The organism is Streptomyces sp. NPDC007856, from assembly GCF_042868225.1.
Lineage (GTDB): Bacteria > Actinomycetota > Actinomycetes > Streptomycetales > Streptomycetaceae > Streptomyces.
The window spans coordinates 60,448-87,259 of sequence record NZ_JBIAEC010000012.1; the positions used below are offsets into that span (position 1 = coordinate 60,448).

The following is a 26,812-nucleotide window of genomic DNA, read 5'->3' on the forward strand; positions in this document are numbered from 1 at the left end:
GGATGTTGTGTCGCCGGATGGCCCCGCTCACCCCGGCCACACGATCGCCTGCACCTCGCTGTACGCGTGCAGCGCGTAGGAGCCGACGTCGCGGCCCACCCCGCTCTGCTTGAACCCCCCGAACGGCGCCTCCATGTTGCGGCCGACGGTGTTCACCCCCACGCCCCCGGCCCGCAGCCGCCGGGCCACCCGGAACGCCCTGGCCACGTCACCGGACCAGACGTAGTCGATGAGCCCGTACGCGGAGTCGTTGGCGAGGGCGACCCCCTCCTCCTCGTCGTCGAAGGGGATGACCACGACGACCGGCCCGAAGATCTCCTCCCGGGCCACCCGCATGTCGTTGGCGCAGTCGGCGAGGAGGGTGGGCGAGACATAGAAACCCCGCTCCAACGACGGCCGTTCGCCGCCCGCGACCACCGACGCGCCCTCCTTCCGGCCGAGTTCGACGTACGACTCGACCCGCGCCCGGTGCTCCGCCGAGATCACCGGCCCGACGACCGTGTCCGCCTCCCGCGGATCCCCGACCTTCAACCTTCGTGCATAACCGGCGAGTTGCTCGACGAGACGGCCGTAGACCCCGCGCTGTGCCAGCACCCGGGTCGGTGCCGTGCAGATCTGTCCGCTGTAGAAGGAGAAGGTCGTACCGATGCCGGCGACGGTGGAGCCCACGTCCGCGTCGTCGAAGACGACCGCCGCGCCCTTCCCGCCCAGCTCCATGAGCTGGCGTTTCATATCCCGCCCGCACACCTCGGCGATCCGCCGGCCGACGGCCGTGGACCCGGTGAAGCTCACCATGTCGACGTCGGGGGACGCGACGGCGGCCTCGCCCACCTCGGTGGAACGCCCGGAGACGACGTTCACCACCCCCGGCGGCGCCCCGGCCGCCTCCAGTGCCTCGGCCATCCGGTACACGGACAGCGGATCCTGCGGGGCCGGCTTCACCACCACCGTGTTGCCCATGGCCAGCGCCGGCGCGACCTTGCCGGCCGGGTTGGCCCACGGGTTGTTGTAGGAGGTGATGCAGGTGACGACGCCGACGGGCTGCCGTACCGCCAGCGCGCCCAGCACGGCGGTCCGGCCCATCGGCCCGGCCTCGTTGATCTGCGGCGCGATCGCCCACTCGGCGGGCTCCACGCGCGCGTACCGGCGGAACCGGGCGGCGGCCACCCCGACCTGCATCGCCCGCGCGGTCCCCGTGGTCGCGCCGGTCTCCGCGCGGGCCAGCTCGGTGTACGGCCCCATCCGCTCGCGGATCAGCTCGGCCGCCCGGCCCAGCACCGCCGCCCGCTCCTCCGGCCTGGTCCGCGACCACACCCCGAACGCCTCCCGGGCCGCCGCGCAGGCCGCCCGCACCTGCTCCGGCGAGGCCTCCGGCGCCCAGCCGACGGTCTCCTCGGTGGCCGGGTCGGTCACCGGGTAGTGCCCGCCGTCCGGCTCCACCCACTCCCCGCCGACGAACAGCCGCTCCCCCGTCACCTGGTGCTCACCGTCCGCGTGTCGGTGCCGGACCGCAGCACCTTCCCCGGTACGGCCCCGCTCACCACGTCGTCCCGGATCGCCTCGACCCCGTTGACCCACACGGCCCGCACCCCGATCGCCCTGGAGTCCAGCCGCGGACTGTCACCCGGCAGGTCGTGCACCAGCCGGGCCTGACCGGCGTCGATGCGCTCCGGGTCGAACAGGACGAGGTCCGCGTGCCAGCCCTCCCGCACCTGTCCCCGCTCCCGCAGCCCGAACAGCCGCGCCGGGTCGTCGGTCAGCATCTTCACGGCCTGCTCAAGTCCGACCAGCTTCCGGCCGCGCAGACAGTCCCCGAGGAACCGGGTGGTGTACGGCGCCCCGCACATCCGGTCCAGATGCGCGCCCGCGTCGGAGCCGCCGAGCAGCACGTCCTCGTGCTGCCAGGTCTCGGCGCGCAGCGCCCAGGAGGCCGGGTCGTTGTCGGTGGGCATCGGCCACAGCACCGTACGCAGCTCGTCGCCCGCGCAGATCTCCACCAGGCAGGCGAACGGGTCCTGCCCCCGCTCCTCCGCGATGTCCCCTACGACCCGGCCCGTGAGCCCCCGGTTGGCCTCGCTGTAGGTGTCCCCGATGACGTACCGGCCGAAGTTCGCCAGCCGCCGGAAGACGCCCGCCTCCTTCGACCGGGCCCGCCGCAGCATCTCCGCCCGGACGGCGGGGTCCCGGAGCCTGGCGATCCGCTCCGGCACGGGCAGCCCGAGGACCGGACCCCAGCCCGGGATGAGGTTGAGGGCGCAGAAGGTGCCGAGCGACATGTTCATCGGGGTGAGGATCGGCATGGTGAGCGCCACCACCCGGCCGCCCGCCTTCCGGGCCCGCTCGCTCGCGCTGAGCTGCCGCGGCACCCGCTCCGGTACGGCCGCGTCGACGGTGAGCACGTTCCAGTTGAGCGGCCGGCCGGCGACCGCGCTCATCTCCACCAGCAGATCGATCTCGTCGTCGCTGAACTGATCCAGACAGCCGGCGACGATCGCCTCGATCTGCGTCCCCTCGTGCTCGCCGACGGCCCTCGACAGCGCCAGCAGCTCCGCCGGTCGCGCATGCCGGGACGCGACGGGCTGCCCGTCCCCGTCCGAGTGCGTACCGGACTGCGTGGTGGACAGCCCCCAGGCCCCCGCGTCCATGGCCTCGTGCAGCAGCCGCAGCATCGCGCCCAGTTGCTGCTCGCTCGGCTGCCCCCCGACGGCCTGCGGCCCCATGACGTACCGCCGCAGCGCACAGTGCCCGACCATGAATCCGGCGTTGACGGCGATCCGCCCGTCGAGCGCGTCCAGGTACTCCCCGAAGGAATGCCAGCTCCAGGGCGCCCCCTCCTCCAGCGCCACCAGGGACATCCCCTCCACCCTGGACATCATCCGGCGCGTGTAGCCGGCGTCCTCGGGGCGAGCGGGGTTCAGGGGTGCGAGGGTGAAGCCGCAGTTCCCGGCGGCGACGGTCGTCACCCCGTGGTTGAGGGAGGGCGTGGCGTACGGGTCCCAGAACAGCTGGGCGTCGTAGTGGGTGTGGGGGTCGACGAAGCCGGGGGTGAGGACGAGGCCGGGGGCGTCCTCGGTGGTCCGGGCGTCCTCGGTGACGGTGCCGACGACGGCGATCCGGCCGTTGCGGATGCCGACGTCGGCGAGGTACGAGGGCGCACCCGTGCCATCCACGACGGTGGCACCCTTGATGAGATGGTCCAGCATGTCCCTGAACCCCCTCAGACGGCCTGACGGAACCTGGACGTCCGGTGCACGGGATCCGTGTCGATCTTCGGGATCACGTGCTCCCCGATCAGCTGGATCGTCTGCAGCGTCTCCTCCTTCGGCACGCCCACCGGCAACCCGAAGCTCAGCTGGTCGGCGCCCGCCTGCTCCCACCGCTTGCACTGCCGCAGCACCTCGTCGGGGTCACCGCAGATCAGCAGCTCCTCCTCCACCAGCAGCTCCACGAACTCCGGCGTGTACTCGGGCAGCGTCTCCGGCCACACGGGGAAGCCCTCGGGGCGCGGGAAGGTGTCGTGGTACCGGAAGACGAGGGAGGGCAGATAGTGCAGCCCGCCGTGCACAGCGATGTCGATCGCCTCGGCATGCGTCGGCGCGCACATCGCCGTGGTCGTGACCATCACGTTGTCGTTGACGAAGTCCCCCACCGGCTCCGCGTTCACGACGGCCGTCTTGTACTGCTCCAGCACCCACTCCATGTCGGAGACCTTCTGGATGCTGAACCCGAGCACGCCGAGCCCCTTCTTCGCGGCCATGGCGTACGACTGCGGGGAGCCGGCCGCGTACCACATCGCCGGGTGCGACTTCCCGTACGGCTTCGGCAGGACCTTGCGCGGCGGCAGCTGCCAGTGCTTGCCCTGGAAGCCGGCGTACTCGTCCTGGAGCCACATCTTCGGGAACTCGGCGATGGTCTCCTCCCAGATCTCCTTGGTGTAGTTCATGTCGGTCACACCCGGTATGAACCCGAGGATCTCGTGGCTGCCGGCCCCCCGTCCGCTGCCGAACTCGAAGCGCCCCTCGCTGAGGTGGTCCAGCATGGCCACCTTCTCGGCGACCTTCACCGGATGGTTGACCTGGGCGAGGGGATTGAAGATCCCCGACCCCAGATGGATCCGCTCCGTCGCGTGCGCCAGATACCCCAGGAACACATCGTTGGCGGACAGGTGCGAGTACTCCTCCAGGAAATGGTGCTCGGAGGCCCAGGCGTACTTGAAGCCGGACTTGTCCGCCTGGATGACGTACTCGGTCTCCTCCATCAGCGCCTTGTGCTCGCCCAGCGGGTCGGTCTCGGCGCGCTTGCCCACGTATCCCTGTACAAAGAGCCCGAATTCCAAGGCGGTTCACCGTCCTCAGTCCGTTCTGACGAACCGTCAGATCTCCTGTCGGCCGACTGTCGCACCGGCCGCCGCGACCGTCAATAGCTGACGGTTCGTCAGATCACACTGACCCCCGCCAGCCACCCGCCGTCGATCACGAACGGCTGCCCGGTGATGTACGACGAGTCCGCCGAGGTGAGGAACAGCGCCAGCCGCGCCACCTCCTCCGGCTGCCCGACCCGCCCGAGCGGCACGAGCTTGCGGTAGAGCTCGTCCAGGGCCCGGCTCATCTCCTCCGGGTCGGCGTCCGGGTCCAGGCGCGCCGGGTTGGACATCGGGGTGTCGATGGCGCCCGGACAGATCGCGTTGACCCGGATGCCCCGGCCCGCCAGCTCCAGCGCGGCCACCCGGGTCAGCCCCAGCACGGCGTGCTTGGTGGCGGCGTACGTCCCCACGGCCGCCATGCCGGTCAGGGCCGTGTAGGAGGCGGTGTTGACGATGGTCCCGCCGTCGGCCATCTCGGGCGCCACCGCCTTCATGCCCAGGAAGCAGCCGACCTGGTTGACCTGCACGACCTGCATGAACTCGTCCAGCGGGGTGTCCACGAGCGCGTTGAAGCGCAGGATCCCCGCGTTGTTCACCAGCCCGTCGATGTGCCCGTACGCCGCCTTGGTGGCCGCCACGGCCGCCCGCCAGCCCTCCTCGGTGCCGACGTCGAGATGGACGTACAGCGCGCCTATCTCCTTGGCCAGGGCCTCCCCCTGGTCGTCCAGTACATCGGCGACGACCACCCGCGCCCCCTCCGCCCGGAAGAGCCGTGCCTCCTGCTCGCCCTGTCCGCGTGCCGCCCCGGTGATGACGACGACCCGCCCGTCCAGCTTGCCCATGGACTCCTCCTCAGTTCAGCCGGGGTGCGACCTCCGCCCCGAACAGCCCGATCTGCTCGATGAGTTCGGCCCGGCTCCGGCTGCGGAACCGCACCTGGACCTGGTTCACGCCCATCGCCCGGTACGCCCGCAGCGACTCGGCGACCTCCTCCGGCGGCCCGGTGAGCGTCCGCCGTCCGACCTCCCAGCCGGCCCGTCCGACGTACAGCGGCTCGGCGATCGCGCCGACGGTGAACGGCCCCTCGATGCCGGCTTCGGCCCGCAGGCGCCCGAGCCTCGCGATCTGCGCGGGCAGCCGGTCCCGCGGATCCCCCTGCGGCAGCCAGCCGTCACCCTTGAGCGCGGCCCGGCGTACGGCGGCGGGCGAGGAGCCGCCGACCCAGAGGGGGACGTGCGGCTGGGCCGGCCGGGGCCGCTGGCCGAGCCCGGCGAAGTCGTAGATCTTCCCGTGGTGCTCGGGGAACTCCTCCGGCCCCAGGGCGGCGCGCAGCGCGTCGATCGTCTCGTCCAGCACGGCCCCCCGCCGCTCGAAGTCGGCCCCGAGCGCCTCGAACTCCTCCCGGACGTGCCCGGCCCCGACCCCGAGGACCAGCCGGCCGCCGGAGAGGTGGTCGAGGGTGGCGTACTGCTTGGCGCTGAGGAGAGGGTGCCGTAGCGCCACGACCGCCACATGGCTGAGCAGGCGCACCCGCTCGGTCACGGCGGCGAGATGGGCGAGGGTGGCGACCGGGTCGTACCAGACCGTGCCCATGGCGGGGGCGAGCCGGCGCGGCACGCCCACGTGATCACAGGCGGCGAGGTACTCGAACCCGGCCCGGTCCACGGCCCGCGCGACGGCCACCAGGTCCTGCGGCCCGGCCCCGGCCTCCCAGCCTTCCGCGAACAGGGTGCTCTGCGCCTGCACGGGCAGCTGGATGCCGTACGCCAGGGCGCTCACCGCCACAGCCCTTCGGGGGTGAGCCCCAGCAGCTCGATGGCGTTGCCGCGCACGATCCGCTCGACCACGTCCGCCGGCAGATGCCCCATCTGGGCCTCGCCGACCTCGCGGGACTTGGGCCAGGTGGAGTCGGAGTGCGGATAGTCGGTCTCGTAGAGGACGTTGCCGACCCCGATGGCGTCCAGGTTCCTGAGCCCGAAGGCGTCGTCGAAGAAGCAGCCGTAGACGTGCTCGGAGAACAGCTCGGACGGCGGCCGGGTGACCTTGCCGGCGACCCCGCCCCACCCGCGGTTCTCCTCCCACACCACATCGGCGCGCTCAAGGATGTACGGGATCCATCCGATCTGCCCTTCCGCATACATGACCCTGAGGTTCGGGAACCGCTCGAACTTGCCGCTCATCAGCCAGTCCACCATCGAGAAGCAGCAGTTGGCGAAGGTGATGGTGGAGCCGACGGCGGGCGGGGCGTCGGCGGAGGTGGAGGGCATACGGCTGCTGGAGCCGATGTGCATGGCGACGACCGTGCCGGTCTCGTCGCAGGCGGCGAGGAAGGGGTCCCAGTCGTCGGTGTGCACGGACGGCAGCCCGAGATGCGGGGGTATCTCGGAGAAGGCGACGGCCCGGACGCCGCGCGCGGCGTTGCGCCGCACTTCCGCCGCCGCCAGCTCGGCGTCCCACAGGGGTACGAGGGTGAGCGGTATCAGGCGCCCGTGCGCCTGAGCCCCGCACCACTCCTCCACCATCCAGTCGTTGTAGGCGCGCACGCACAGCAGGGCGAGTTCCTTGTCGGCGGCCTCGGTGAAGGTCTGCCCGCAGAAGCGGGGGAAGGTGGGGAAGCAGACGGCGGACTGCACATGGTTGACGTCCATGTCGGCGAGCCGGGCGGCCACGTCGTACGACCCGGGCCGCATCTGCTCGTACGTGATGACTTCGAGTTTGACCTCGTCCCTGCTGTACCCCACGGCGGTGTCGAGCCGGGTGAGGGGCCGCCGCAGATCCTCATAGACCCACCAGTCGCCGAGAGGCCCTTCGGTACTGCCGGGTTCGCCCATGACGGGCTTGAAACGCCCGCCCAGGAAGGTCATCTCCTTCAGCGGGGCGCGCACGATCCGGGGCCCGACGTCCCGGTATTTCCCCGGCAGCCGGTCCTGCCAGACGCGGGCGGGCTCGACGGTGTGGTCGTCGACGGAGATGATCAGCGGGAACTGTGTGGTCTCCATGACCCTCACGGTAGCGCCGATCTGACGGTCCGTCAGCTATTGCGCTTCGGTCGGGCGCTTGCAAAGAGGGTGTGAGGGGTTTGTGTGCTGCGATGCGCCGCCCTGTGATCGGCGTCTCCCACGGCTGACGCAACCGCCCGGAACAAGGCAAACTGACGGGGTTGTTCGTGATGCCGAGGGGGACGAACGCATGGACGGTGGGCCGCGAGTGCCTGAGCAGCGGCGTCCCGGCTCCGTGACCGTCACGGAGCCGGAGGCGCTGCGGTTCGGCGTGCTCGGTCCGGTGCGGGCCTGGCGCGGTGCTGAGCAGATCGGCACGGGCTCGCCCCAGCAGCGCGCCCTGCTGGCCGCCCTGCTGCTGCGCGAGGGCCGTACGGCGACGGCGGCGGAACTGATCGACGCGCTGTGGGGCCCCGAGCCCCCGTCGCAGGCCCTGGCGGCGGTGCGTACGTACGCCTCCCGCCTGCGCAAGGTCCTGCCGCCCGGGGTGCTGGTCAGCGAGTCCGGCGGTTACGCGGTGCGGGTGCCGGCCGAGGGAGCCCTGGATCTGACCGTGGCCCAGGACCTGGCGGCGGAGGCGGAGAAGTCACGGGCCGCCGGCGACCTGTGCCGCGCTCGCGAGCTGCTGAACCAGGCCCTCGGCATGTGGGACGGCGAGGTCCTGGCCGGCGTCCCCGGCCCGTACGCCGAGACCCAGCGGGTCCGCCTGGAGGAATGGCGCCTGGGTCTGGTGGAGTCCCGCCTGGACATGGACCTGGAGCAGGGCTGCCACGCGGAGGCGGTCTCGGAGCTGACGGCGCTGACGGCCGCGTATCCCCTGCGTGAGCGATTGCGCGAACTCCTGATGCTGGCCCTGTACCGCAGCGGCCGCCAGGCGGAGGCCCTGGCGGTCTACGCCGACACCCGCCGCCTGCTCGCCGAGGAACTGGGCGTGGACCCGCGCCCCGGCCTGCGCGAGCTCCAGCAGCGCATCCTGCAGGCGGACCCGGCCCTGGCGGAACCGTCGTCCCCTGCGGCGGAGCCGTCCGTGGTGGCCGTCCGCCCGGCCCAACTCCCCGCTTCGGTTCCGGACTTCACGGGCCGCGCGTCCTTCGTGGCCGAGCTGAGCGAGGTGCTGTCCTCGGCGTCGGAGCCGGTGGACGCCGGGGGCCGGGTGATGGCGGTGTCGGCGCTGGCGGGCATCGGCGGCGTGGGCAAGACGACCCTGGCGGTGCACGTGGCCCACCGGGCCCGCGCGGCCTTCCCCGACGGCCAGCTCTATGTGGACCTCCAGGGCGCGGGCCCCCGCCCGGCGGAACCGGAGACGGTCCTGGGCTCCTTCCTGCGCGCCCTGGGCACGGCGGACTCGGCGATCCCGGACAGCCTGGAGGAACGCTCGGCCCTGTACCGCTCGGTCCTGGACGGCCGCCGGGTGCTGGTCCTGCTGGACAACGCCAAGGACGCGGCCCAGGTACGCCCGCTCCTGCCGGGTACGGAGGGCTGCGCGGCTCTGGTGACATCGCGAGTGAGGATGGTCGACCTGGCCGGGGCCCACCTGGTGGACCTGGACGTGATGTCCCCGGACGAGGCGCTGGCCCTGTTCACGAAGATCGTGGGCGAGGAACGGGTGGCGGCCGAGCGGGAGGCCGCGCTGGACGTGGTGGCGGCGTGCGGCTTCCTGCCGCTGGCGATCAGGATCGCGGCGTCCCGGCTGGCGGCGCGCCGCACCTGGACGGTGTCGGTCCTGGCGGCGAAACTCGCGGACGAGCGCCGCCGCCTGGACGAACTGCAGGCCGGGGACCTGGCGGTGAAGGCGACCTTCGAGCTGGGGTACGGCCAGCTGGATCCTGCCCAGGCCCGGGCGTTTCGGCTGCTGGGCCTGGCGGACGGCCCGGACATCTCGCTGGCGGCCGCGGCCGCGGTCCTGGACCTCCCTCTGGAGGAGACCGAGGACCTTCTCGAGTCCCTGGTGGACACATCGCTGCTGGAGTCGGCGGCGCCCGGTCGCTACCGCTTCCACGACCTGGTCCGCCTCTACGCGCGTGCGTGCGCGGAGCGGGACGAGCAGCCGCCCAGCGAGCGGGAGGCTGCGATGTCGCGGTTGCTGGACTTCTATCTGGCCACGGCGGCCCAGGTCTATGCGATGGAACGGCCGGGGGACCGGCTGGTGGATCATCTGGAGAAGACCAGTGTCCCAGGACTGGTCTTCACCGATCGCCGCGCCGCCCAGGACTGGCTCTACTCCGAGGCCGTACCGATTCTGGCCTGCGTACGGCAGTCGTCGGGCGGCGCGACGCTGCGGCGCGCCGTCGACCTGCTGTGGGCGGCGGTCGACCTCGCGGAGTCAGGAGCGAACTTCAAGGAGTACGAGGCGGCCGGCGCAGCCCTGCGCAGCGCCTCCCACGCTGCATCCGACACACGGGCCGAAGGCCGGGCCATCCTGGTACTGGCCAACGCACGGCACTGGTCAGGACAGTTCACCCAGGCGTATGAGGAGGCGCAACAGGCCCTTGCCCTGTCGGAGGCCGCCAACGACCCGCTGCCATGCTGCTGGGCCGCGAACATCCTCGGGATCTTCGCCTATTACCAGAGCCGTTACGCCGAGGGTGAGGCATACCTGGAGCGTGCCATCTCGGACTTCCGTGACTGCGGCGACCTTTCCGGCGCGGCAGCGGCACTGTGCAACCTCTCGCGCCTGCACCTGCAGACCGACCGGGCCGACAGCGCGGTGCATCTCGCACGGCAGGGCACAGAGACGTACGAGCAGCTCGGGCACTCGCTGAAGGCGGCCAACGGCCACTACGCCCTCGGGCTGGCCCTCGGTAAGAGCGGGCAACTGGCCGACGCCAGTGCCCATCTGGGCCAGGCCCTGACCGTCTTCCGGGCCAGCAGGCAGCGCCTGTGGGAAGGGATGACCCTCTTCCGGCTCGCCGAGGTGGACCTACTCGCCCAACGACCGGCCCAGGCCGCAGCCAACGCCGAGATGGCCCTGACCCCGCTCAAGGAGATCGGCGGCGAGTGGCGGCGCGGCAACGTGCTGACCGTACTCGGGAAGGCGCTGAACGGGATCGGGCACACGGGCCGGGCCCAGGTCTGCTGGCGCGAGGCCCTGGAGATCTACGAACGGCTGAACTCCCCGGAGGCGGCGGAGGTCCAAGCGCTTCTGGCACCAGCCGCCGCTGCCTGATCTGGGCGCTGTCGCGGCGTTCATCGATCGTTTATCGCCCCGCGGCAGTCTCATCGATACCGGGCCGTCGTGTCGGGGGGCAGACGGACCAGCCGGTGAGACCGCCGTACTCGCGATCTAGAGTGGGCGGCTCCAGCGGCCCATCCGGCCACACTCGGGGGAGTGTCCGGATGGGCCCGCCACAGCTGCAACGCAATCAAGGGGAGCACCCGATGAGCGACATCATCAAGGACGAGCCGGTCGTCACGCCGGACAACACGCACATCACCGACGCCGAGGCCGGCACCGACGTCAAGCCGCTCAACACCCACATCACGGACGCCGAGGCGGTGGCCGCCGACGGCACGGTGACTCCGGACAACACCCACATCACGTCCGAGCCCGCCTGATCCAAGACCGACGGGGGACCGGCCGCGACGGCGCCGAGGGGGAGCCGTCGCGGCCGACGTGTGTCCGGGGCAGATACCTTGACCCGCTGCCGCGAACCGTCGCTCACTCCGCCCCCGCCAGCTCGCACCACACCGTCTTGCCCTCCACCCCCTGCTCCACGCTCCAGCGCAGCGCCACCGCATCCAGCAGGGCGAGGCCGCGTCCCGTCTCGTCATCGGGCGCGCTGGGCAGGGACACGGGGAGAGCCTCCTCGGCCGAATCCGTGACCTCGACGCGGACCCGGTTGCCGTCCGTCCGGGCCACCCGCACACGGACCGCGCTGCCCTCCCCCACATGCCGGATCACGTTCGTGACGAGTTCGGTGACACAGAGCTGGACGTCGGCGCAAGGCACGTCCAGGTAGCGGCGGACGGTACGGCGGAGGCCCTGGAGCGCCTGCGGTACGGCGGGTAGCTCCACGTCCAGCGGCGGCCGGCTCGGTGCCGTACCGGTGTCCCGCAGCACCGCCACCAGCCTGCGCGCCGTGGCGGCGTTGCAGTTGCCGAGTGCGACCAGGCCGGCCGGGGGCCGGTACGTGCCCGCGAAGCTCGGCAGGTCCACCCGGAGGGACGGCAGGGTGATGCCGTGGGCGGAGAGGGCGTCGCGCAGGTCGTCCACGCAGAGGGCGGTGTCGAAGACGGAGTCGGCACGGTGGGTGGAGGGGGGATTCGAGGACGACACGGTTGCGTACGCCTTCCTGTGCTCTCTGTGACGAATCAGTCACACGATGGCGCCAACGTCGGTACCTTTTGAAGAGGTTTCGGCTACGCAGCGCAACTGGCAAACGGCGGTGATGAGTTGTGCCCCCACGCAAGGACCCCGACGCATCCGCGAACGTCCCCTCCTTCTACGGCGCCGAGTTGCGCTATCGACGGGAACTGGCGGGACTCACCCTGGAGCAGTTGGCCGAGGGGAGCTTTCGGGGCGTTCCCTTTCTCAGCCAGATCGAGCGCGGCGAACGGCGCATGCCGATGGATCTGGCCCGGCACGTCGACAGGGTGCTGAAGACGGACGGCTTTTTCGAGCGCCGTTGTGAAGACGCCCGCCGGGCACGGCAGTCGGGGCATGCGGAGTACTTCGCGGATGTGGCGGAGATGGAGCGCCATGCGGAGACGATCGAGGACTGGGCGCCGATGCTGGTGCCGGGGCTGCTTCAGACAGCCTCCTACACCCGCACGATCGTACGAGCCGCCATGCCGCGCGCCTCGGGCGAAGAGGTCGAGGAGAAGGTCCACGCCCGCATGGAACGGGCCAAGCTCTTCGACTCCGAGAACCCGCCGAAGTTCTGGGCGATCCTGGACGAGTCGTTGATCCGGCGCCCGGCCCTTCCTGATGCGGGCATGGCGGAACTGCTGGACCACATCACGCAGGTGGTGAGGAATACACACTCCATTCTGCAGATCGTCCCGCAAACCACCGGAGTCCATCCGTTCATGATGGGCATGACCAGGTTCATGGCCTTCACGGACGCACCTCCGGTCCTGTACACCGAGTCACTGCACAGTGGCCAACTCATCGACTATCCGGCGCTCGTGAAGCAGTACCGCGAGTCGTACGATCTGCTCAGGGCCGCCGCACTGCCGCCTGAGGCGTCCCTTGCGATCATCGAGGCTGCGGCAGAGGACTACCGAGATGGCAAGCACCGGGATTGACCTGAGCACGGCCGTGTGGCGCAAGAGCAGCTACAGCAACGGCACCGGCGGTGAGTGCGTCGAAGTCTCTGACGCTCACCCCGGCGTCGTCCCCGTCCGCGACTCGAAGAAGGCCCAGGACGGGCCCGTACTCCTCGTCCCGCCCCTCGCCTGGTCCGCCTTTCTCGACTCGCTGAAGGGCTGACCCCGCCCCGGTCATCCAAGGCTGAGCGGCAAGTCGCGGATTCTGCGATCTTGCCGGGGTGGAGCGGACGGAGTTGAGGGCGCTGGCGAACCGGGGCGTCCTGCTCACCTCACGTGCCGTGGAGGCCGGCTGGCCCCGGCGCAGTCTCACGCGTGCGCTGCGGGCAGAGGGCTGGACCCGGCTGCGGCAGGGCGCCTGGGCCGAGCCGGGGCGGGACCCGGACCTCCTCACTCACCTCCGGGCCGTGCTGCTCCGCGAACCCCGGCTGATCGTGAGCCACGGTTCAGCGACTGCCCCCCTGACGCACCTCGCGGAAGCACGACACTGACCAAGAAGCGGGCGGCCCCACGGTCACTTCACGGCGCCGGAAGTGCACCTCACCCCCGCCCCCGCAAAATCCCCTTCAGCACCTTCCCGCTCGCGTTCCGCGGGAGTTCCGGCACGAACTCGACCGCCCTCGGCACCTTGTAGTTGGCCATCTCGCGGCGGGACCACGCGATCAGGTCGTCCGAGGTCAGCGTCGAATCCGGCCTGCGCACCACGAACGCCTTGGCGACCTCGCCCAGCCGTGCGTCCGGTACGCCGATCACGGCCGCCTCGCGCACATCCGGGTGGAGGGCGAGCAGCTGCTCTATCTCCGCCGGGTACGCGTTGAAGCCGCCCACGATGAACATGTCCTTGATGCGGTCCGTGATGCGCAGGTTGCCCGCCTCGTCCAGGACGCCCACGTCGCCTGTCCTCAGCCAGCCGTCGGGGGAGATGGCCTCGGCCGTCGCCGCCGGGTCGTCGTAGTAGCCGCGCATGACGTTGAAGCCGCGGACCAGGATCTCGCCCGCCTCGCCGGGCCGTACCGGCGTGCCCTTCGCGTCCACCAGCCGTATCTGCGTCCCCGGGATCGCCCGGCCGGAGGTCGACGCGATCACCGACGGCTCGTCGCCGCGCCGGCACATCGTGACGATGCCGCTCGCCTCCGAGAGTCCGTACGCCGTGAGGACCGTGTCCACGCCCAGTTCGGCACGCAGGCGTTCCACCAGACGGAGTGGCACGACCGCCGCTCCCGTCACCACCAGACGCAGCGCCGAGAGGTCGTGGGCGTCCCTGGACGGGTGGTCCAGCAATGACTGCAGGAGGGTGGGCGGGCCGGGCAGCACCGAGATGCGCTCCGCCGCCATGTTCGCCAGTGCCGTCTCCACGCTGAACACCGGCTGCGGGATCATCGTCGCCCCGCGCATCAGGCAGGCGATCACCCCGGCCTTGTAGCCGAAGGTGTGGAAGAAGGGGTTGATGATCAAGTAGCGGTCGCCCGACCGCAGTCCCGCCAGGTCCGACCAGATCTCGTACGCCCGGAGGGTCTGGGTGTGCGTGATGACCGCGCCCTTGGGGCGGCCCGTCGTACCCGAGGTGTAGATGATGTCCGACGGCGCCGTACCCGCCAACTCGCCCAGCCGCAACCTGACTTCGGCCGAACCCACCCCCTCCCCTCCCGCCAGGAAGTCCTTCCACGTGCGGAAGTCCGGTGGCGCGTCCTCCGACAGGACCACCACCTCCTCCAGCTCCGGCAGGCCCGGTAGCGGGCTCCGGCCGTGCGGCACCCCCTCCCCCGCCGCCCGCCGCAGGCTCGCCACGTACGACGCGCCCAGGAAGGTGCCCGTGACGAACAACAGCCGCGCTCCGCTGCGGCGCAGTACGTCCGCCGCCTCCGTTCCCTTGAAGCGGGTGTTGAGCGGGACGAGGACCGCGCCCGCCGTCACCGCGCCGAGGGCCGACACGATCCAGTCCAGGGAGTTGGGGGCCCAGACCGCGACCCGGTCGCCCACCCGCACCCCGATCGCCAGGCAGGCCGCAGCCACGCGCTCGGCGCGGGCGCCCAGTTCGGCGTACGTGATCCTGGTACGGCCCTCGACCACCGCCTCCGTGTCCGCGTACCGCTCGGCCGACCACCGGACCAGATCGGGGATGGTGTCGATGGTGTCCCAGTCGCTCATCACAGGCCCCCTGCACCGCATAGCTGACTGACCGTCAGGTTAGCTGTAATCTGACGCCCTGTCAGGACGTAGGGCTGAGGGGGACGCCATGGCAGTAACCGGGCTCAAGGACGCCACCGCCATCGTCGGGATCGGGCAGACCGCGTTCGCCAAGCACCTTCCGGAGGACGAGAAGACGCTCGCCTGCCGGGCCGTGCTCGCCGCGCTCGACGACGCGGGGATCGCGCCCGGTGAGGTCGACGGGCTCGCCTCCTACACCATGGAGGAGACCGACGAGGTGGAGCTCGCCAAGGCCGTCGGGTTCGGGGATCTCACCTTCTTCAGCAAAGCCCCGTACGGCGGCGGTGGTTCCTGCGCCACCGTCGCGCATCTAGCCGCCGCCATCGCCTCCGGGCAGGCCACCGTCGGGGTCGCCTGGCGGTCGCGGAAGCGGGGCAGCGGGGCCCGGCCATGGACCAATACGGCCGTCCAACTGCCCACTCCCGCCCAGTGGACCCGGCCCTTCGGGCTCCTGCGCCCCGTCGACGAGATCGCCATGCTCGCCCGCCGCTACATGCACGAGTACGGCGCCACCCGCGACCACCTCTTCAACGTCGCCCTCGCCTGCCGGAACCGGGCCAACCAGAATCCGGCCGCCGTGATGTACGAACAGCCGCTCACCCGCGAGATGTACATGACCTCGCGCTGGATCAGCGAGCCGCTCTGCCTCTTCGACAACTGCCTGGAGACGGACGGGGCCCTCGCCTGTGTCCTCGTGTCCGAAGAGCGCGCCCGGGACTGCCGTGCCAAGCCCGTGTACGTCCACTCCGCCGCCCAGGGACTGCCCGCCCAGCACCACGGCATGGTCAACTACTGGAACGACGACCCCCTCACCGGGCCCGCCTGGACCGCCGCCCGGCATCTGTGGAAGCACGCCGACTTCACGCCGGACGACGTCGACGTGGCGCAGATCTACGACGCCTTCAGCGTCCTCATACCGCTCTCGCTGGAGGGCTACGGCTTCTGCGGAAGAGGAGACGGGGGCGCCTTCACCGAGGGAGGAGCCCTGGAGATCGGGGGGCGGCTGCCCCTCAACACCAGCGGGGGCGGGCTCTCCGAGGCCTACGTCCATGGCTTCAACCTCATCAACGAAGGGGTGAGGCAACTGCGCGGGACCAGCACCGCCCAGGTGCCCGGCGCCGCCACCTGTCTGGTCACGGCCGGCGAAGGCGTACCCACCTCCGCCCTTCTCCTGCGGAACTGAGGCACTGCGGACACTGAGGAGCCGATCATGCTGATCCCCGTCACCGACACCGACGGCGCCCCCTTCTGGCAGTACGCCGCCCGCGGTGAACTGCGCGTCCAGGCCTGCGGCGACTGCCATGAACCCCGCTTCCCGCCCCGGCCCTGCTGCCCGCACTGCCAGTCCTTCGCGAGCGAGTGGCGGCTCACCAGCGGACGTGGACGGATCTGGTCGTACGTCGTGCCGCATCCGCCCCTCCTCCCCGATTACGCCGAACAGGCGCCGTACAACGTCGCCGTGGTGGAGCTCGCGGACTGCCCCCGGATCCGGCTGGTCGGCAACGTGGTGCGCCACGCCGGCGCACCCCTCGGCTCGCTCGATCCGCAGCGCATCCGGATCGGCGCCCGGGTGCACGTCGTCTTCGGCGACGGCGGGCTGCCGCAGTGGGTGCTCGCGTGAGCGCCGTACGGGTCGACGCCGACAAGGACAGCGGGGTCGCCGTCGTCACCCTGGACCGGCCGCACCGGCTCAACGCCATCGACCTGGACATGGCTCGCGAACTCGGCACGGTCTGGCGGGCGTTGCGGTTCGACGACTCCGTGCGGGCCGTCGTGCTCACCGGGGGCGGGGAGCGGGCGTTCTGTACCGGGATAGACCGGGACGTCGTCGTGCCGCAGCCCTCCTCGCCGTACATGCAGGACGATCCGCTGCTGACCGTCGGGCCGAAGGCCAGCGGCCTGTGGAAGCCGGTGGTGGCCGCCGTGCGGGGGATGGCCTGCGGGGGTGCCTTCTATCTGCTGGGCGAGTGCGAGTTCGTCGTCGCCGATCCGACGGCCGTCTTCTTCGATCCGCACACCTCGTACGGCATGGTCAGCGCCTACGAGTCGATGCTGATGGCGGCGCGGATGCCGTACGGGGAGGTGGCTCGGATGATGCTCATGGGGACCGCCGAGCGGATCTCCGCGCGACGGGCCCGGGAGATCGGGCTGGTCTCCGAAGTGACGGAGGAGGGTGGTGCGTTGGCGGCCGCCGTGCGGTGTGCCTCCGTCATCGCCGGGTATCCGGCGGAGGGGGTGCAGGGGACCGTGCGGGCGCTGTGGGCGGCGCGGGAGGCCGCCCTGGCCCAGGCGTTCGCGCAGGCCCCGCCGCTCGTCGCCCTGGGCAATCTGCCCGTCGAACGGCAGGCGGAGCTGTTCCGCAACAGGGGCCGCACCGAGCCGCGGACACGGTGAGTGACCGCATGGCGGGGAACGCGCACCCGGGGTAGCGTCAGCCCTGGGACGGCCGCCGTCCGGAGCCCTTCCGTGACACACCGGTACGACGGCCGTCGCACACCTCGTCAGGCCCTCCCCGGTGCGCGCCTCACGAGGTCCGAGCCGTCCCCGTCCCCTTCTCCGCGTCCAGGGCGTACACGCACCGGTCCTTGCTGCACGCGTACACCACGCCGTCCTTGACCACCGGGGAACCGGTGATCTCGCCGCCGGTCGCCAGCTTCCAGCGCAGGCGGCCGTCGTCGGACTTCAGGGTGTAGAGCAGGTGGTCCGTGGAGCCGAAGTGGATACGGCCCTCCGCCACCGCGGGGGCGCCCACGACGTCGCCGCCCGCCTGGAAGCGCCACTTGGGCGTGCCGGTGACCGCGTCCAGGGTGTACAGGCCCTTGCCGCTGCCGACGTGGACGTGCCCGGCGGCGACCAGCACCGGCTCGATCGACGAACGTGCCTCCGTCGCGATGCGCCAGCGGTCGCGGCCGTCGGTGGCGTCGAGGGCGTAGACGGTGCCCAGGTAGTCCGCGAGGTAGATGCCGCCGCCCGTCACCGCCGGGCCGGGGGCGAAGGCCGGCGGGCTGAGGAAGACCGCGGGGGCCTCGAAGTGCCAGCGGACCATGCCGCTCGCCGCCTCGACGGCGAGGACACGGGTGCCGGCGGAGACGTACACGTAACCGTCGGGGGCGGGGGTCAGGCGGACCGGCACGCCGCCGCAGGAGGCCGCGTCGCCGACCGGGTACGACCAGCGCTCCTCGCCGGTGCGGGCCTCCAGGGCGCGCAGCCGGGCGTCCTGCCAGACGTAGACCGTGCCGTCGTGGACGAGGGGACCGGCTTCCGGGGACTCGAAGTCGGTCTGGCAGCCGGCGATCTCCCACAGCTTCTGGCCGTTGGACGCCTCCCAGGCCTGGACGCCGCCGCCGCGGGTGCCGGTGACGACCGTGCCGTGGTCGGCCTTGAGGGAGTACACCCAGGCGTCCGTGGACAGCCGCCACAGGTCGGTGCCCTCGCGGGCGTCCAGGGCGAACAGGGTCGGTCCGTCGGAGGCGTGGATACGGCCGTCCGCCACGGACATCGACCAGGCGACGTCCCGGGTCTTGAAGCGGCGCCGGCCGGTGGCCACGTCCAGGGCGTGCACCTCGAAGGAGGTGACGTAGACCATGTCGCCGTCGACGGCAGGGGTGCCCCAGACCTCGTTGGACATGCGGAACCGCCAGGGCCGCCAGCCGCTCGCGGTCTCCGGGGGCTGGGGCGGGACGTTCGGGTCGGGGCCGGTGACGCCGGGGCGGGGGCGGGACCAGCTGGCGACCAGGCCGGCCTCCGGCGGGGGTGCCTTGACGGCGGCGGCGCGGGCGTCGGCGACGCGCGGACCGGGGCCGATGGGCACCTGGGCGCCGGCGAGGCGGACCGGGCCGGTGTCGGGCGCGGCGGAGGGGGCGCCGACGGGCACGGGGGCCGGGGGGTCGTACGGGGGCGGCGGGGGTACGGCCGCGCGGCCGCCGCTCCTGGGCCCGCCGGTGGTGACCGGGGCGGGCTTGACGGCGGGGCGGCCGCCGCGGCGGGCCTCGATGAGGGCGACGGCCTTCTCGGGCAGCCAGGCGGAGGCGGTGCCGCTGTCGTCGGAGCCGGAGCCGAAGAGATGGGGTGCGAGCTGGGCCTGGAGGTCGGCCGGGGTGGGCCGGGCGGCGGCCTCCATCTGCATGCAGACCTCGATGAGCGGGCGCAGCTCGTCGGGCAGGCCGGTGAGGTCCGGGCCCTCGCGCAGCAGCATGAAGACGGTCTCGACCGGGTTGGCGCCGTGGAAGGGCGGGTGGCCGGTGGCCGCGAAGACCAGCATGGAGCCGAGCGAGAAGACGTCGCTGGCGCCGGTGACGCTGCGGGAGTCCTTGGCCTGCTCGGGGGACATGTAGGCGGGGGTGCCGACGGCGACGTTCGTCATGGTCAGCCGGGTGTTGGAGACACCGGAGGCGATGCCGAAGTCGATCACCCGGGGGCCGTCCTCGACCACGAGCACGTTGGACGGCTTGAGGTCGCGGTGGACCAGCCCCGCGCCATGGATGGACTGGAGGGCCTCCGCCACTCCCGCGGCGAGCCAGCGCACGGCCTGGGCCGGGAGCGGCCCGCAGTCGTTCACTATCTCCTCGAGCGAGGGCGCCGGGACGTACGCCGTCGCCAGCCAGGGCACGGCGGCGCGCGGGTCGGCGTCGACCACGGCCGCCGTGTAGAAGCCGGAGACCGCGCGGGCCGCCTCCACCTCGCGGGTGAAGCGCACCCGGAAGAGCTGGTCCTCGGCCAGCTCGGTGCGCACCGTCTTGATCGCCACGCGCCGGCCGGACGCCGAGCGCGCGAGATAGACCAGCCCCATGCCGCCGGCGCCCAGCCGGCCCAGCACCTCGAACGGCCCGATCCGCCGCGGATCGTGCTGCGTCAGCTGATCCACCACTTGCCTGCCACCTCCCCGTACGAGCCGCGCCACCCACATATGTACGCGACCGAAGTGCAGCGTCTCACCACCGCACCGCCAAGGCGGCACGCACCCCAGATTCTTCCTGGCCGGGCGGCTGGTTGCGAACCCGGGGATATTCGGGGTGTCTCAGTACCTACCCTGCCGAAACGGACGGATCAGCGCTGCAACAGTGCGAACGACGCCCCCTGATTGTCGGTGACGACGGCCACTCGTCCGTACGACGTCTCGAAGGGTGGCGCCTGCACCCGGCCGCCGAGCCGCTGTACGGCCCCGAGGGCGTCGTCCAGCCCGGCGACGCGGAAGTGGGTCAGGAAGTGCGGGGGCATCTCGGCCGGGAAGACGTCGGTGACCTCGGCACGGCCGAAGTCGGGCCGGGCGTGGGCGCCGAACAGGGCGTCGTGGAAGAGGCCGCCGTAGAAGGCGTTGGCGGCGGCGGTGTCCCGGGTGTACAGCTGGGCCCAGACGAAGGTGCCGGGCTCGTACCGCCGTCCGAAGCCCCGGTGCCGGCCCGGCTGCCACAGCCCGAACACCGCGCCCTCGGTATCGGCGGCGAGCGCGGCGACCCCGAGGTCGCCCACCGGGAACGGGGCCATGACCACCTGCCCGCCGGCCGCGGTGATCCGCCGGCCGAGGGCCTCGGCGTCCGGGGTGGCGAAGGACACCGTCCAGACGGTGGGCATACGGCCGTCGATCTTGGGGGCGAGCGAGGCGACGAGCTGCCCCTCCAGCCGCGCCCACACCGAGGAGCCATAGGCGTCCTCGAAGGTCCACCCGAAGAGCTCACCGTAGAACCGCTTGCCCGCCTCGACGTCGGCGAGCTGGGCGTCCACCCAGCAGGGCACACCTTCCCCGTAGGCCTCATCCGCCTCTACCACTTCTGCCTCTATCACCTCTTCCGCCTCTTCCGCCTCTTCCGCCCCTTCATGCCCGGATGCCCAGTTTTCGGCCATATCGTCAAAGTAACCGGGCCGCACGCACCGCGCAGACCAGGCTCACCACCCTCAGAGCACCCGTGCACCCCATTTGCAGTCGGCCGAATCGCGCTCCGATCACCCCTCGGTAAGCTGACGGCATGACAGGACAAGTGCGTACCGTCGACGGCCGCGTGGCCGGCCGGCGTGGGCAGGCGACCCGGCAGAAGCTGCTCGACTGCCTCAGCGAGATGCTCAGCTCCTCCCCCTACCGGGACGTCAAGGTCATCGATGTCGCCCGGAAGGCGGGAACTTCACCCGCGACCTTCTACCAGTACTTCCCCGACGTCGAAGGCGCCGTCCTGGAGATCGCCGATCAAATGGCGGCCGAGGGCGCGGGATTGACCGAACTGCTCCAGGGGCGGTCCTGGGCCGGCAAGTCGGGCTGGCAGACCGCACAGGAACTCGTGGACGGGTTCCTGGAATTCTGGCGCAAGAACGACGCGATCCTGCGGGTCGTCGACCTCGGCGCGGCCGAGGGGGACAAACGGTTCTACAAGATCCGCATGAAGATCCTGAACTCGGTGAACAACTCCCTCGCGGAGTCCATCACCGAGTTGCAGTCCAAGGGCAGGGTCGACAAGGACGTGAATCCGGCGGCGGTGGCCGGCTCCCTGGTCGCGATGCTCGCGGCGGTGGCGGCACACCAGAAGGGCTTCTCGACCTGGGGTGTGAAGCAGGCCGAACTCAAGCCGAACCTGGCGCTGTTGGTGCACCTGGGTGTGACCGGGAAGAAGCCGAGCAAGTAACACGCGGCCCCTGTAACCCCTTTTTTCCTTAACCTCCAAGTCCTGTCTGTCAGGCGGCGGTTCGCTCGCGTTCTCGCGCGCGGTGGGCCACCGCCTGCACTGCTATGCGGGCAGTGGACGGTCCCGTACGACGTGCTTCATCACCAGCGTCGAGGTGAGCCGCTGCACCCCCGGCAGGGTCGCCAGCCGCTCGTCGTACAGCCGCTGGAAGGCCGCGAGGTCGGCGGTCGCCACCCGGAGCAGATAGTCGGGCTCGCCGAACAGCCGCTGGGCGTCGAGCACGTGCTCCAGCTCGCCGACCGCCCGCTCGAACTCGGCGACCGTGTCCCGGTCTTCCTGGCGCATCGACACGAAGACCAGCGCCTCGAAGGTCAGCCCGAGCGCCGCCGCGTCCACCACCGCCCGGTAGCCCTGGATGGCACCGGAGCGCTCCAGCTCGCGCAGCCGGCGGTGGCAGGGCGAGACGCTGAGGCGCACCCGGGCGGCCAGCTCGGTCACGGTCAGCCGCCCGTCCTGCTGCAGCTCGGCAAGGATTTTCCGGTCCACGTCGTCCATGAGGCAGATCTTCCCTCATAACCCGTAGTTGCGGGCAAATTTCGGAAACACTTTCGGGCCATTCACGCCTAATGTCCCCACCATGGACTCGGGACTGCTCTTCTCCTTCCTCGCCGTTGACCTGCTGCTGGTGTGCGTGCCGGGCGCCGACTGGGCGTATGTGATCGCGACCGCGCTGCGCCGTGGCTCGGCGCCGCGCGCGGTGGCCGGCCTGGTCTGCGGCTATGCCCTGCACACGGTTCTGGCGACGGCGGGCCTCGCGGTCCTGGTGGCGGGCTCGCCGAGGCTGCTGACCGCCCTGACGATGGCGGGCGCGGGTTACCTGCTGTGGCTCGGCTGGAGTGTGCTGCGCCGCCCGGCGGTGCCGGGGGCCGCGGAGGAGGCCTCCCCCGACGGGCGGCTCTTCCTCCGCGGCGCCACGATCAGCGGCCTCAACCCCAAGGGTCTGCTGCTCTACCTCTCCGTCCTCCCCCAGTTCCTCACCCTGCGCGGCGCCCACCTGCCCGTCCCCGTCCAGACGGCAACCCTCGGTCTGCTCCACATGGCCTGCTGCGCGGCCGTCTACCTCGGCGTCGGCGCGTTGTCGCGTGCGCTGCTCTCCGCCAGGCCGACCGCGGCTCGGGCGGTGACGCGGACTTCGGGGGCGGCGATGCTGGGCATCGGCGCGGTTCTCCTGGCGGAGCGCCTGGCCACGTTGTAGGTTCGGCCGTCTTTCGGCTGCGGGTCCGTCGTGGTTGCTCGCGCCGTTCCCGGCGCCCCTTCAGGGCGCTTGAGTGAGCCGGAACAGACGGATTTGCCTCGTCACCCGGGCCTGGTAGGTGGCGTACGGCGGCCAGAACGCCAGCAGCGCCTGCCAGGCCTCCGCCCGCTCCTCCCCCGCGAGCAGCCGGGCGGTGACGGGAATGTCCTGCCCCCTCCAGCTGATCGACGCCTCCGGGTGGGCGAGCAGATTGTGGCTCCAGGCTGGATGCCCGGGCCGCCCGAAGTTGGAGCCGACCAGCAGCCAGCTCTTGCCGTCGTCCTGCGGCATGCAGGCCAGCGGGGTGCGGCGGAGCTGTCCGCTGCGGGCGCCGGTGGAGGTGAGGATCAGTCCCGGCAGCATCTGGGTGCTGAGCAGGTACCGCCCCCCGGTCAGTCGGTGGACCGCCCGGTCGAGGGCCGGGATCACATGGGGCGCGACCTTCGCGAACCAGCGCGTCGAGGACACCCTCTGCACCATCCGGACGCCGATCACACCGTCACCTCGCCGCCCGCGAAGAGACCGGCGACCTCGGCGGCCCGGTCCCGCAGCCGGTGCACCGGCCCGAACAGCAGCTCGTCCCCGGCGGCCCGCTTGAAGTACAGCTGGGCGTCGTGCTCCCAGGTGAACCCGATCCCCCCGTGCAGTTGGATTCCCTCACCGGCGGCCCCCCGGAGCGCCTCCAGGGCCTGCGCGAGCGCGAGCCCCCCGGATCGCTCCGTCTGAGCGCCGGACCCGCAAGCCGCCGACGGCGAGGATCCCGCCGAAGGCGAAGCCGAGGCGATGGCGCCGGCGCCCCACGCGGAGCAGTACGCGGCCGACCGAGCCGCCTGCACCCCCACATACACATCGGCCAGCCGATGCTTCACCGCCTGGAAGGACCCCACGGGCCGCCCGAACTGCTCGCGCTGCCCGACGTACGCCACGGTCCGCTCCAGCACCCGTTCCGCCGCCCCGACGGCCTCACAGGCGAGCACGGCGGCGACCCCGTCCCCCAGGGCGGCGAACGCGGGCAACACGTCCACCTCCTCCTCGCCGAGCAAGTCGGCGCGCACATCGCGCAGTTGGACGCGCCCCTGCGGCCGGGTCGCGTCGAGCGCGGTCTGCCGGGCGCGTACGACACCGGGCGCGTCCCCGGCCACCAGGAACAGCAGGGTCCGCGACCGCGCGAAGCCCCCGGTGTGCGCGGCGACGAGCAGCAGCCCCGCGCTGTGCCCGTCCAGCACCTGGTCGACCTGCCCGTACAGCCGCCAGTCACCGTCGGCCCGCCGCGCCTGGACACCGCCGGCCCGGCCGCCACCGGCGGCGAAGGTGCCGTTGTCGCAGGTCAGCGCGAGGGCCGTGGTCAGGGCCGGGCCGGGGACGGCGAGGGCGGCGGTGAGGGTGCCGGCGGCCAGGCGGGGCAGCAGTTCGGCGCGCTGGGCGTCGGTGCCGAGGGCGAGGACCAGCGGGGCGGTGAGGACGGAGGTGGCGAGCAGCGGGGAGGGAGCGAGCGCCCGGCCGGTCTCCTCGCAGGCGAGGGCCAGTTCGGTGAGAGAGCAGCCGACCCCGCCGTACCGCTCGGGCAGGGCGAGCCCGGGCAGGCCGAGCTGGTCGGCGAGGGCCGACCACAGGAGGGGGTCGTGTCCGGCCGGGCTGTCGACGGCGGTCCGCAGCTCGGGCGAGCCGCACCGCTTGTGCAGCAGCTCGCGCAGGGTGCGGCGGATCTCGTCCTGCTCGGCGGTGAGGCGGGTGTCCATGGCCTTCCCTCCATATCTGACGGGGCGTCATATTAGGGGGGCCGGAATGAGATGCACAGAGGCAGGAGCCCTCGCATGAGTCGTGGCACCCGGAAGGTCGCCGTGGTCGGAGTGGCCCTCTCCGACTGCGGACGCGTGGCCGACGCCACCCCCTACACCCTGCACGCGCAGGCGGCCCGCCGCGCCCTCGCGGACGCGGGGCTCGACCGCGCCCGGGTCGACGGCCTCGCCTCCGCGGGCCTCGGCACGCTGGCCCCGGTGGAGGTGGCCGAGTATCTGGGTCTGCGCCCCACCTGGGTGGACTCCACCTCGGTCGGCGGCTCGACCTGGGAGGTCATGGCGGCGCACGCGGCGGACGCGATAGCCGCGGGCCACGCCAACGCCGTCCTCCTCGTCTACGGCTCGACGGCCCGCGCGGACATCAAGGCCGGCCGCCGGACGGGCGACCTCTCCTTCGGCGCCCGTGGCCCCCTCCAGTTCGAGGTCCCCTACGGCCACACCCTGATCGCCAAGTACGCGATGGCCGCCCGCCGTCACATGATCGAACACGGCACGACCGTCGAGCAGTTGGCCGAGGTCGCGGTCCAGGCCCGGGCCAACGCGGCGCTGAACCCGGAGGCGATGTTCCGCGACCCGATCACGGTCGACGAGGTCCTGGCCGGCCCGGTGATCGCCGACCCCTTCACCAAGCTGCACTGCTGTCTGCGCTCGGACGGCGGCGCGGCGGTCCTGCTGGCGGCCGAGGAGTACGTACGGGACTGCCGTACGGCCCCCGTCTGGATCCTCGGCGCCGGGGAGCACGTCTCGCACGCGGCGATGTCCGAGTGGCCGGACTTCACGGTGTCCCCGGCGGCGGTCAGCGGGCGACTGGCCTTCGAGCGGGCGGGCGTGCGACCTCAGGAGATGGACTTCGCGCAGATCTACGACGCCTTCACCTACATGACCCTGGTGACCCTGGAGGACCTGGGCTTCTGCGGGAAGGGCGAGGGCGGGGCGTTCGTGCAGAAGGGCCGGCTGCTGGTGCGGGGCGGGGAGCTGCCGGTGAACACGGACGGGGGCGGCCTGTCGGCCCAACACCCCGGTATGCGCGGGCTGTTCCTGCTCGTGGAGGCGGTACGGCAACTGCGCGGGGAGGCCGGGGAACGGCAGGTGCGCACGCGGGACGGGCAGCTGCCGAGGCTGGGGGTGGCGTCCGGGACGGGGGGCTGGTTCTGCTCCTCGGGGACGGTGGTGCTGGGCCGGTGAGGGTCCCTCCTCAGTCCTCGTCCAGCAGCCGGCGCCAGATGCGGGTGCGGTGCAGGACGTAGATGGAGCCCAACAGGACGACCGCCTTGCAGCCCCACGGCGAGCAGCCAGAACTCGTCCCTGGTCTCCAGCCTGTTCGTCAGGAACGTGAAGTTCATGCCGAAGAACCCGGTGATGAACGACAGCGGCAGGAAGATCACCGACACGATGGCCAGCCGGTTGATCACACCGTTCTGCTCACCCGCGACGAGCGAGGAGTAGCTGGCGAAGGCCCGGCGGGTGGCGTCCTGGAGGGACTCGACGTCGGCGAGCACCAGCCTTCCGGCGGTCTGGAACCCCTGGGCACGCCGTTGCCGCTCCTCGGGGAAGCTTGGGCTCATCATCCGGCGGGTGAGGATCTCGTCGACCGCCTGGAGGTAGGGCCGCAGGGCGTGGTGCAGGAGGGCGACGCGCCGCCGTAGCTGCGCCAGCCGGTAGACGTGCTCGGGGCGCCGGCCCTCGAACATGTCGTCCTCCAGTTCCTCGGACTCCAGCAGAGCCTGTACGGCCGCCCGGCGGAACGTGTCCAGGGCTTCCTGGAGCAGCAGGAACAGCACGGCCACGGTGTCGTCGGGGCGCTCGTGCCGCAGTGCCGCGGTGATGCTCTTCGCCAGTCCGGCCTGCCCCCAGTGCACGGTGGCCAGGAACCGCTCGGTCACCACCACATGGAGGTGGGCGATCTCGTCCTCGTACACCACCGGCACGACGAAAGCGGCCCGGTCCCCCAGGAACTCGGCCCGCGCGGGCTCGCCCTCCCTGCCGAACCAGTCCAGCTCCTCGCCGTCCAGGCCGAGCTGCTCGGCGATCGACGGGACCTGCGCCGGGGCGTTCTGCGGCAGCTCCACGTCGACGAGCAGGAAGGAGTCGACGGCCAGCCGCTCACGCGCCTCCGAGACATCCGTAAGGGTGATGGTCATCTCGGGCATCGTCACCACCGTTACGATCATCGCCCCTCACCGTCACGAGCCCGTGGCTCCGAGCGTCCCCGCGCTCCGCCGCGCCCGCACCCGGAATCACTCGTGTGCGTCGCGGGAGGACTGCCGAAC

Annotated in this window: 24 protein-coding genes and 1 pseudogene; 11 read left to right on the forward strand and 14 right to left on the reverse strand. The window is 71.7% G+C overall.

Annotated elements, in window-relative coordinates:
- Window positions 1-27: 27 nt before the first annotated feature.
- From ACFYOH_RS26935 to ACFYOH_RS26960, 6 genes are all read right to left on the reverse strand, one after another.
- Window positions 28-1,476 carry an aldehyde dehydrogenase family protein gene (locus tag ACFYOH_RS26935; protein WP_388630341.1) on the reverse strand — a complete coding sequence of 483 codons (1,449 nt, stop codon included), beginning with the start codon at window positions 1,474-1,476 and terminating at the stop codon, window positions 28-30.
- Complete coding sequence (locus ACFYOH_RS26940) at window positions 1,473-3,203, reverse strand: amidohydrolase family protein (RefSeq protein ID WP_388630343.1); 1,731 nt, start codon at window positions 3,201-3,203, stop codon at window positions 1,473-1,475. Before ACFYOH_RS26940 ends, ACFYOH_RS26935 begins: the two co-directional genes overlap by 4 nt.
- Window positions 3,204-3,217: 14 nt before the next feature.
- Window positions 3,218-4,336 (reverse strand): LLM class flavin-dependent oxidoreductase, encoded by a 1,119-nt coding sequence (locus ACFYOH_RS26945; RefSeq protein ID WP_388630346.1) that lies wholly within the window; start codon window positions 4,334-4,336, stop codon window positions 3,218-3,220.
- A gap of 98 nt (window positions 4,337-4,434) precedes the next feature.
- On the reverse strand, window positions 4,435-5,205 hold the full coding sequence (locus ACFYOH_RS26950) for an SDR family NAD(P)-dependent oxidoreductase (protein WP_388630349.1): 771 nt from the start codon (window positions 5,203-5,205) through the stop codon (window positions 4,435-4,437).
- A gap of 10 nt (window positions 5,206-5,215) precedes the next feature.
- Window positions 5,216-6,142, reverse strand: a complete 927-nt coding sequence (locus tag ACFYOH_RS26955; protein WP_388630352.1) for an LLM class F420-dependent oxidoreductase — start codon at window positions 6,140-6,142, stop codon at window positions 5,216-5,218.
- Window positions 6,139-7,362 carry an amidohydrolase family protein gene (locus ACFYOH_RS26960; RefSeq protein ID WP_388630354.1) on the reverse strand — a complete coding sequence of 408 codons (1,224 nt, stop codon included), beginning with the start codon at window positions 7,360-7,362 and terminating at the stop codon, window positions 6,139-6,141. The genes ACFYOH_RS26955 and ACFYOH_RS26960 overlap by 4 nt, the downstream gene beginning before the upstream one ends.
- A 190-nt stretch (window positions 7,363-7,552) precedes the next feature.
- On the opposite strand from ACFYOH_RS26960, the gene ACFYOH_RS26965 reads away from it, so the two are divergent.
- Window positions 7,553-10,528, forward strand: coding sequence for a BTAD domain-containing putative transcriptional regulator (locus tag ACFYOH_RS26965; RefSeq protein ID WP_388630357.1), 2,976 nt, complete (start codon window positions 7,553-7,555; stop codon window positions 10,526-10,528).
- Window positions 10,529-10,740: 212 nt separating this feature from the next.
- Window positions 10,741-10,917, forward strand: a complete 177-nt coding sequence (locus ACFYOH_RS26970; RefSeq protein WP_388630360.1) for a hypothetical protein — start codon at window positions 10,741-10,743, stop codon at window positions 10,915-10,917.
- 103 nt (window positions 10,918-11,020) lie between these two features.
- Here ACFYOH_RS26970 and ACFYOH_RS26975 read toward each other — a convergent pair whose 3' ends face one another.
- Window positions 11,021-11,638, reverse strand: coding sequence for an ATP-binding protein (locus tag ACFYOH_RS26975; protein ID WP_388630362.1), 618 nt, complete (start codon window positions 11,636-11,638; stop codon window positions 11,021-11,023).
- A 119-nt stretch (window positions 11,639-11,757) separates the two neighbouring features.
- Between ACFYOH_RS26975 and ACFYOH_RS26980 the strand changes: the two genes are divergently transcribed.
- From ACFYOH_RS26980 to ACFYOH_RS26990, 3 genes are read left to right on the forward strand one after another with little or no spacing between them, the layout of a single operon-like run.
- Complete coding sequence (locus ACFYOH_RS26980) at window positions 11,758-12,609, forward strand: helix-turn-helix domain-containing protein (protein ID WP_388630365.1); 852 nt, start codon at window positions 11,758-11,760, stop codon at window positions 12,607-12,609.
- Window positions 12,590-12,793: a DUF397 domain-containing protein gene (locus ACFYOH_RS26985; protein ID WP_388630368.1), complete on the forward strand. Its 204-nt coding sequence runs from the start codon at window positions 12,590-12,592 to the stop codon at window positions 12,791-12,793. Before ACFYOH_RS26980 ends, ACFYOH_RS26985 begins: the two co-directional genes overlap by 20 nt.
- Before the next feature lie 58 nt (window positions 12,794-12,851).
- Window positions 12,852-13,121, forward strand: coding sequence for a hypothetical protein (locus tag ACFYOH_RS26990; protein WP_388630371.1), 270 nt, complete (start codon window positions 12,852-12,854; stop codon window positions 13,119-13,121).
- A 49-nt stretch (window positions 13,122-13,170) separates the two neighbouring features.
- On the opposite strand, the gene ACFYOH_RS26995 is transcribed toward ACFYOH_RS26990, so the two are convergent.
- A complete protein-coding gene (locus ACFYOH_RS26995; RefSeq protein ID WP_388630374.1) occupies window positions 13,171-14,778 on the reverse strand; it encodes a FadD3 family acyl-CoA ligase in 1,608 nt (535 codons plus the stop codon).
- An 88-nt stretch (window positions 14,779-14,866) separates the two neighbouring features.
- On the opposite strand from ACFYOH_RS26995, the gene ACFYOH_RS27000 reads away from it, so the two are divergent.
- The 3 genes from ACFYOH_RS27000 to ACFYOH_RS27010 are packed head-to-tail and all read left to right on the forward strand — an operon-like array spanning window position 14,867 to window position 17,232.
- Window positions 14,867-16,021, forward strand: coding sequence for a lipid-transfer protein (locus tag ACFYOH_RS27000; protein WP_388630377.1), 1,155 nt, complete (start codon window positions 14,867-14,869; stop codon window positions 16,019-16,021).
- A 27-nt stretch (window positions 16,022-16,048) separates the two neighbouring features.
- On the forward strand, window positions 16,049-16,459 hold the full coding sequence (locus ACFYOH_RS27005) for a Zn-ribbon domain-containing OB-fold protein (RefSeq protein WP_388630380.1): 411 nt from the start codon (window positions 16,049-16,051) through the stop codon (window positions 16,457-16,459).
- Window positions 16,456-17,232: an enoyl-CoA hydratase/isomerase family protein gene (locus ACFYOH_RS27010; protein ID WP_388630382.1), complete on the forward strand. Its 777-nt coding sequence runs from the start codon at window positions 16,456-16,458 to the stop codon at window positions 17,230-17,232. Before ACFYOH_RS27005 ends, ACFYOH_RS27010 begins: the two co-directional genes overlap by 4 nt.
- A gap of 130 nt (window positions 17,233-17,362) precedes the next feature.
- Here the strand turns inward: ACFYOH_RS27010 and ACFYOH_RS27015 are convergent, their stop codons facing one another.
- Together ACFYOH_RS27015 and ACFYOH_RS27020 are read right to left on the reverse strand one after the other, a co-directional pair.
- The gene (locus tag ACFYOH_RS27015) at window positions 17,363-19,705 is read right to left on the reverse strand and encodes a PQQ-binding-like beta-propeller repeat protein (RefSeq protein WP_388630385.1); all 2,343 of its coding nucleotides are present in this window, start codon (window positions 19,703-19,705) and stop codon (window positions 17,363-17,365) included.
- Between the two features lie 179 nt (window positions 19,706-19,884).
- The gene (locus ACFYOH_RS27020) at window positions 19,885-20,559 is read right to left on the reverse strand and encodes a VOC family protein (protein ID WP_388630388.1); all 675 of its coding nucleotides are present in this window, start codon (window positions 20,557-20,559) and stop codon (window positions 19,885-19,887) included.
- A 254-nt stretch (window positions 20,560-20,813) separates the two neighbouring features.
- On the opposite strand from ACFYOH_RS27020, the gene ACFYOH_RS27025 reads away from it, so the two are divergent.
- Window positions 20,814-21,449 carry a TetR family transcriptional regulator gene (locus tag ACFYOH_RS27025; RefSeq protein WP_388630988.1) on the forward strand — a complete coding sequence of 212 codons (636 nt, stop codon included), beginning with the start codon at window positions 20,814-20,816 and terminating at the stop codon, window positions 21,447-21,449.
- A 102-nt stretch (window positions 21,450-21,551) separates the two neighbouring features.
- Here the strand turns inward: ACFYOH_RS27025 and ACFYOH_RS27030 are convergent, their stop codons facing one another.
- Window positions 21,552-22,004: an Lrp/AsnC family transcriptional regulator gene (locus ACFYOH_RS27030; RefSeq protein WP_228623186.1), complete on the reverse strand. Its 453-nt coding sequence runs from the start codon at window positions 22,002-22,004 to the stop codon at window positions 21,552-21,554.
- A gap of 82 nt (window positions 22,005-22,086) precedes the next feature.
- On the opposite strand from ACFYOH_RS27030, the gene ACFYOH_RS27035 reads away from it, so the two are divergent.
- A complete protein-coding gene (locus tag ACFYOH_RS27035) occupies window positions 22,087-22,704 on the forward strand; it encodes a LysE family translocator (RefSeq protein ID WP_388630391.1) in 618 nt (205 codons plus the stop codon).
- Window positions 22,705-22,764: 60 nt separating this feature from the next.
- Here ACFYOH_RS27035 and ACFYOH_RS27040 read toward each other — a convergent pair whose 3' ends face one another.
- Window positions 22,765-23,238 (reverse strand): nitroreductase family deazaflavin-dependent oxidoreductase, encoded by a 474-nt coding sequence (locus ACFYOH_RS27040; RefSeq protein WP_388630394.1) that lies wholly within the window; start codon window positions 23,236-23,238, stop codon window positions 22,765-22,767.
- Window positions 23,235-24,482 (reverse strand): acyl-CoA dehydrogenase family protein, encoded by a 1,248-nt coding sequence (locus ACFYOH_RS27045; protein ID WP_388630397.1) that lies wholly within the window; start codon window positions 24,480-24,482, stop codon window positions 23,235-23,237. Before ACFYOH_RS27045 ends, ACFYOH_RS27040 begins: the two co-directional genes overlap by 4 nt.
- Window positions 24,483-24,557: 75 nt before the next feature.
- Here ACFYOH_RS27045 and ACFYOH_RS27050 point away from each other — a divergent pair, with 75 nt between their 5' ends.
- Window positions 24,558-25,727 (forward strand): acetyl-CoA acetyltransferase, encoded by a 1,170-nt coding sequence (locus tag ACFYOH_RS27050; protein ID WP_388630400.1) that lies wholly within the window; start codon window positions 24,558-24,560, stop codon window positions 25,725-25,727.
- Window positions 25,728-25,882: 155 nt separating this feature from the next.
- Here ACFYOH_RS27050 and ACFYOH_RS27055 read toward each other — a convergent pair.
- Window positions 25,883-26,713 (reverse strand): annotated as a pseudogene (locus ACFYOH_RS27055) (CorA family divalent cation transporter); the annotation flags it as partial.
- Window positions 26,714-26,812 lie beyond the last annotated feature (99 nt).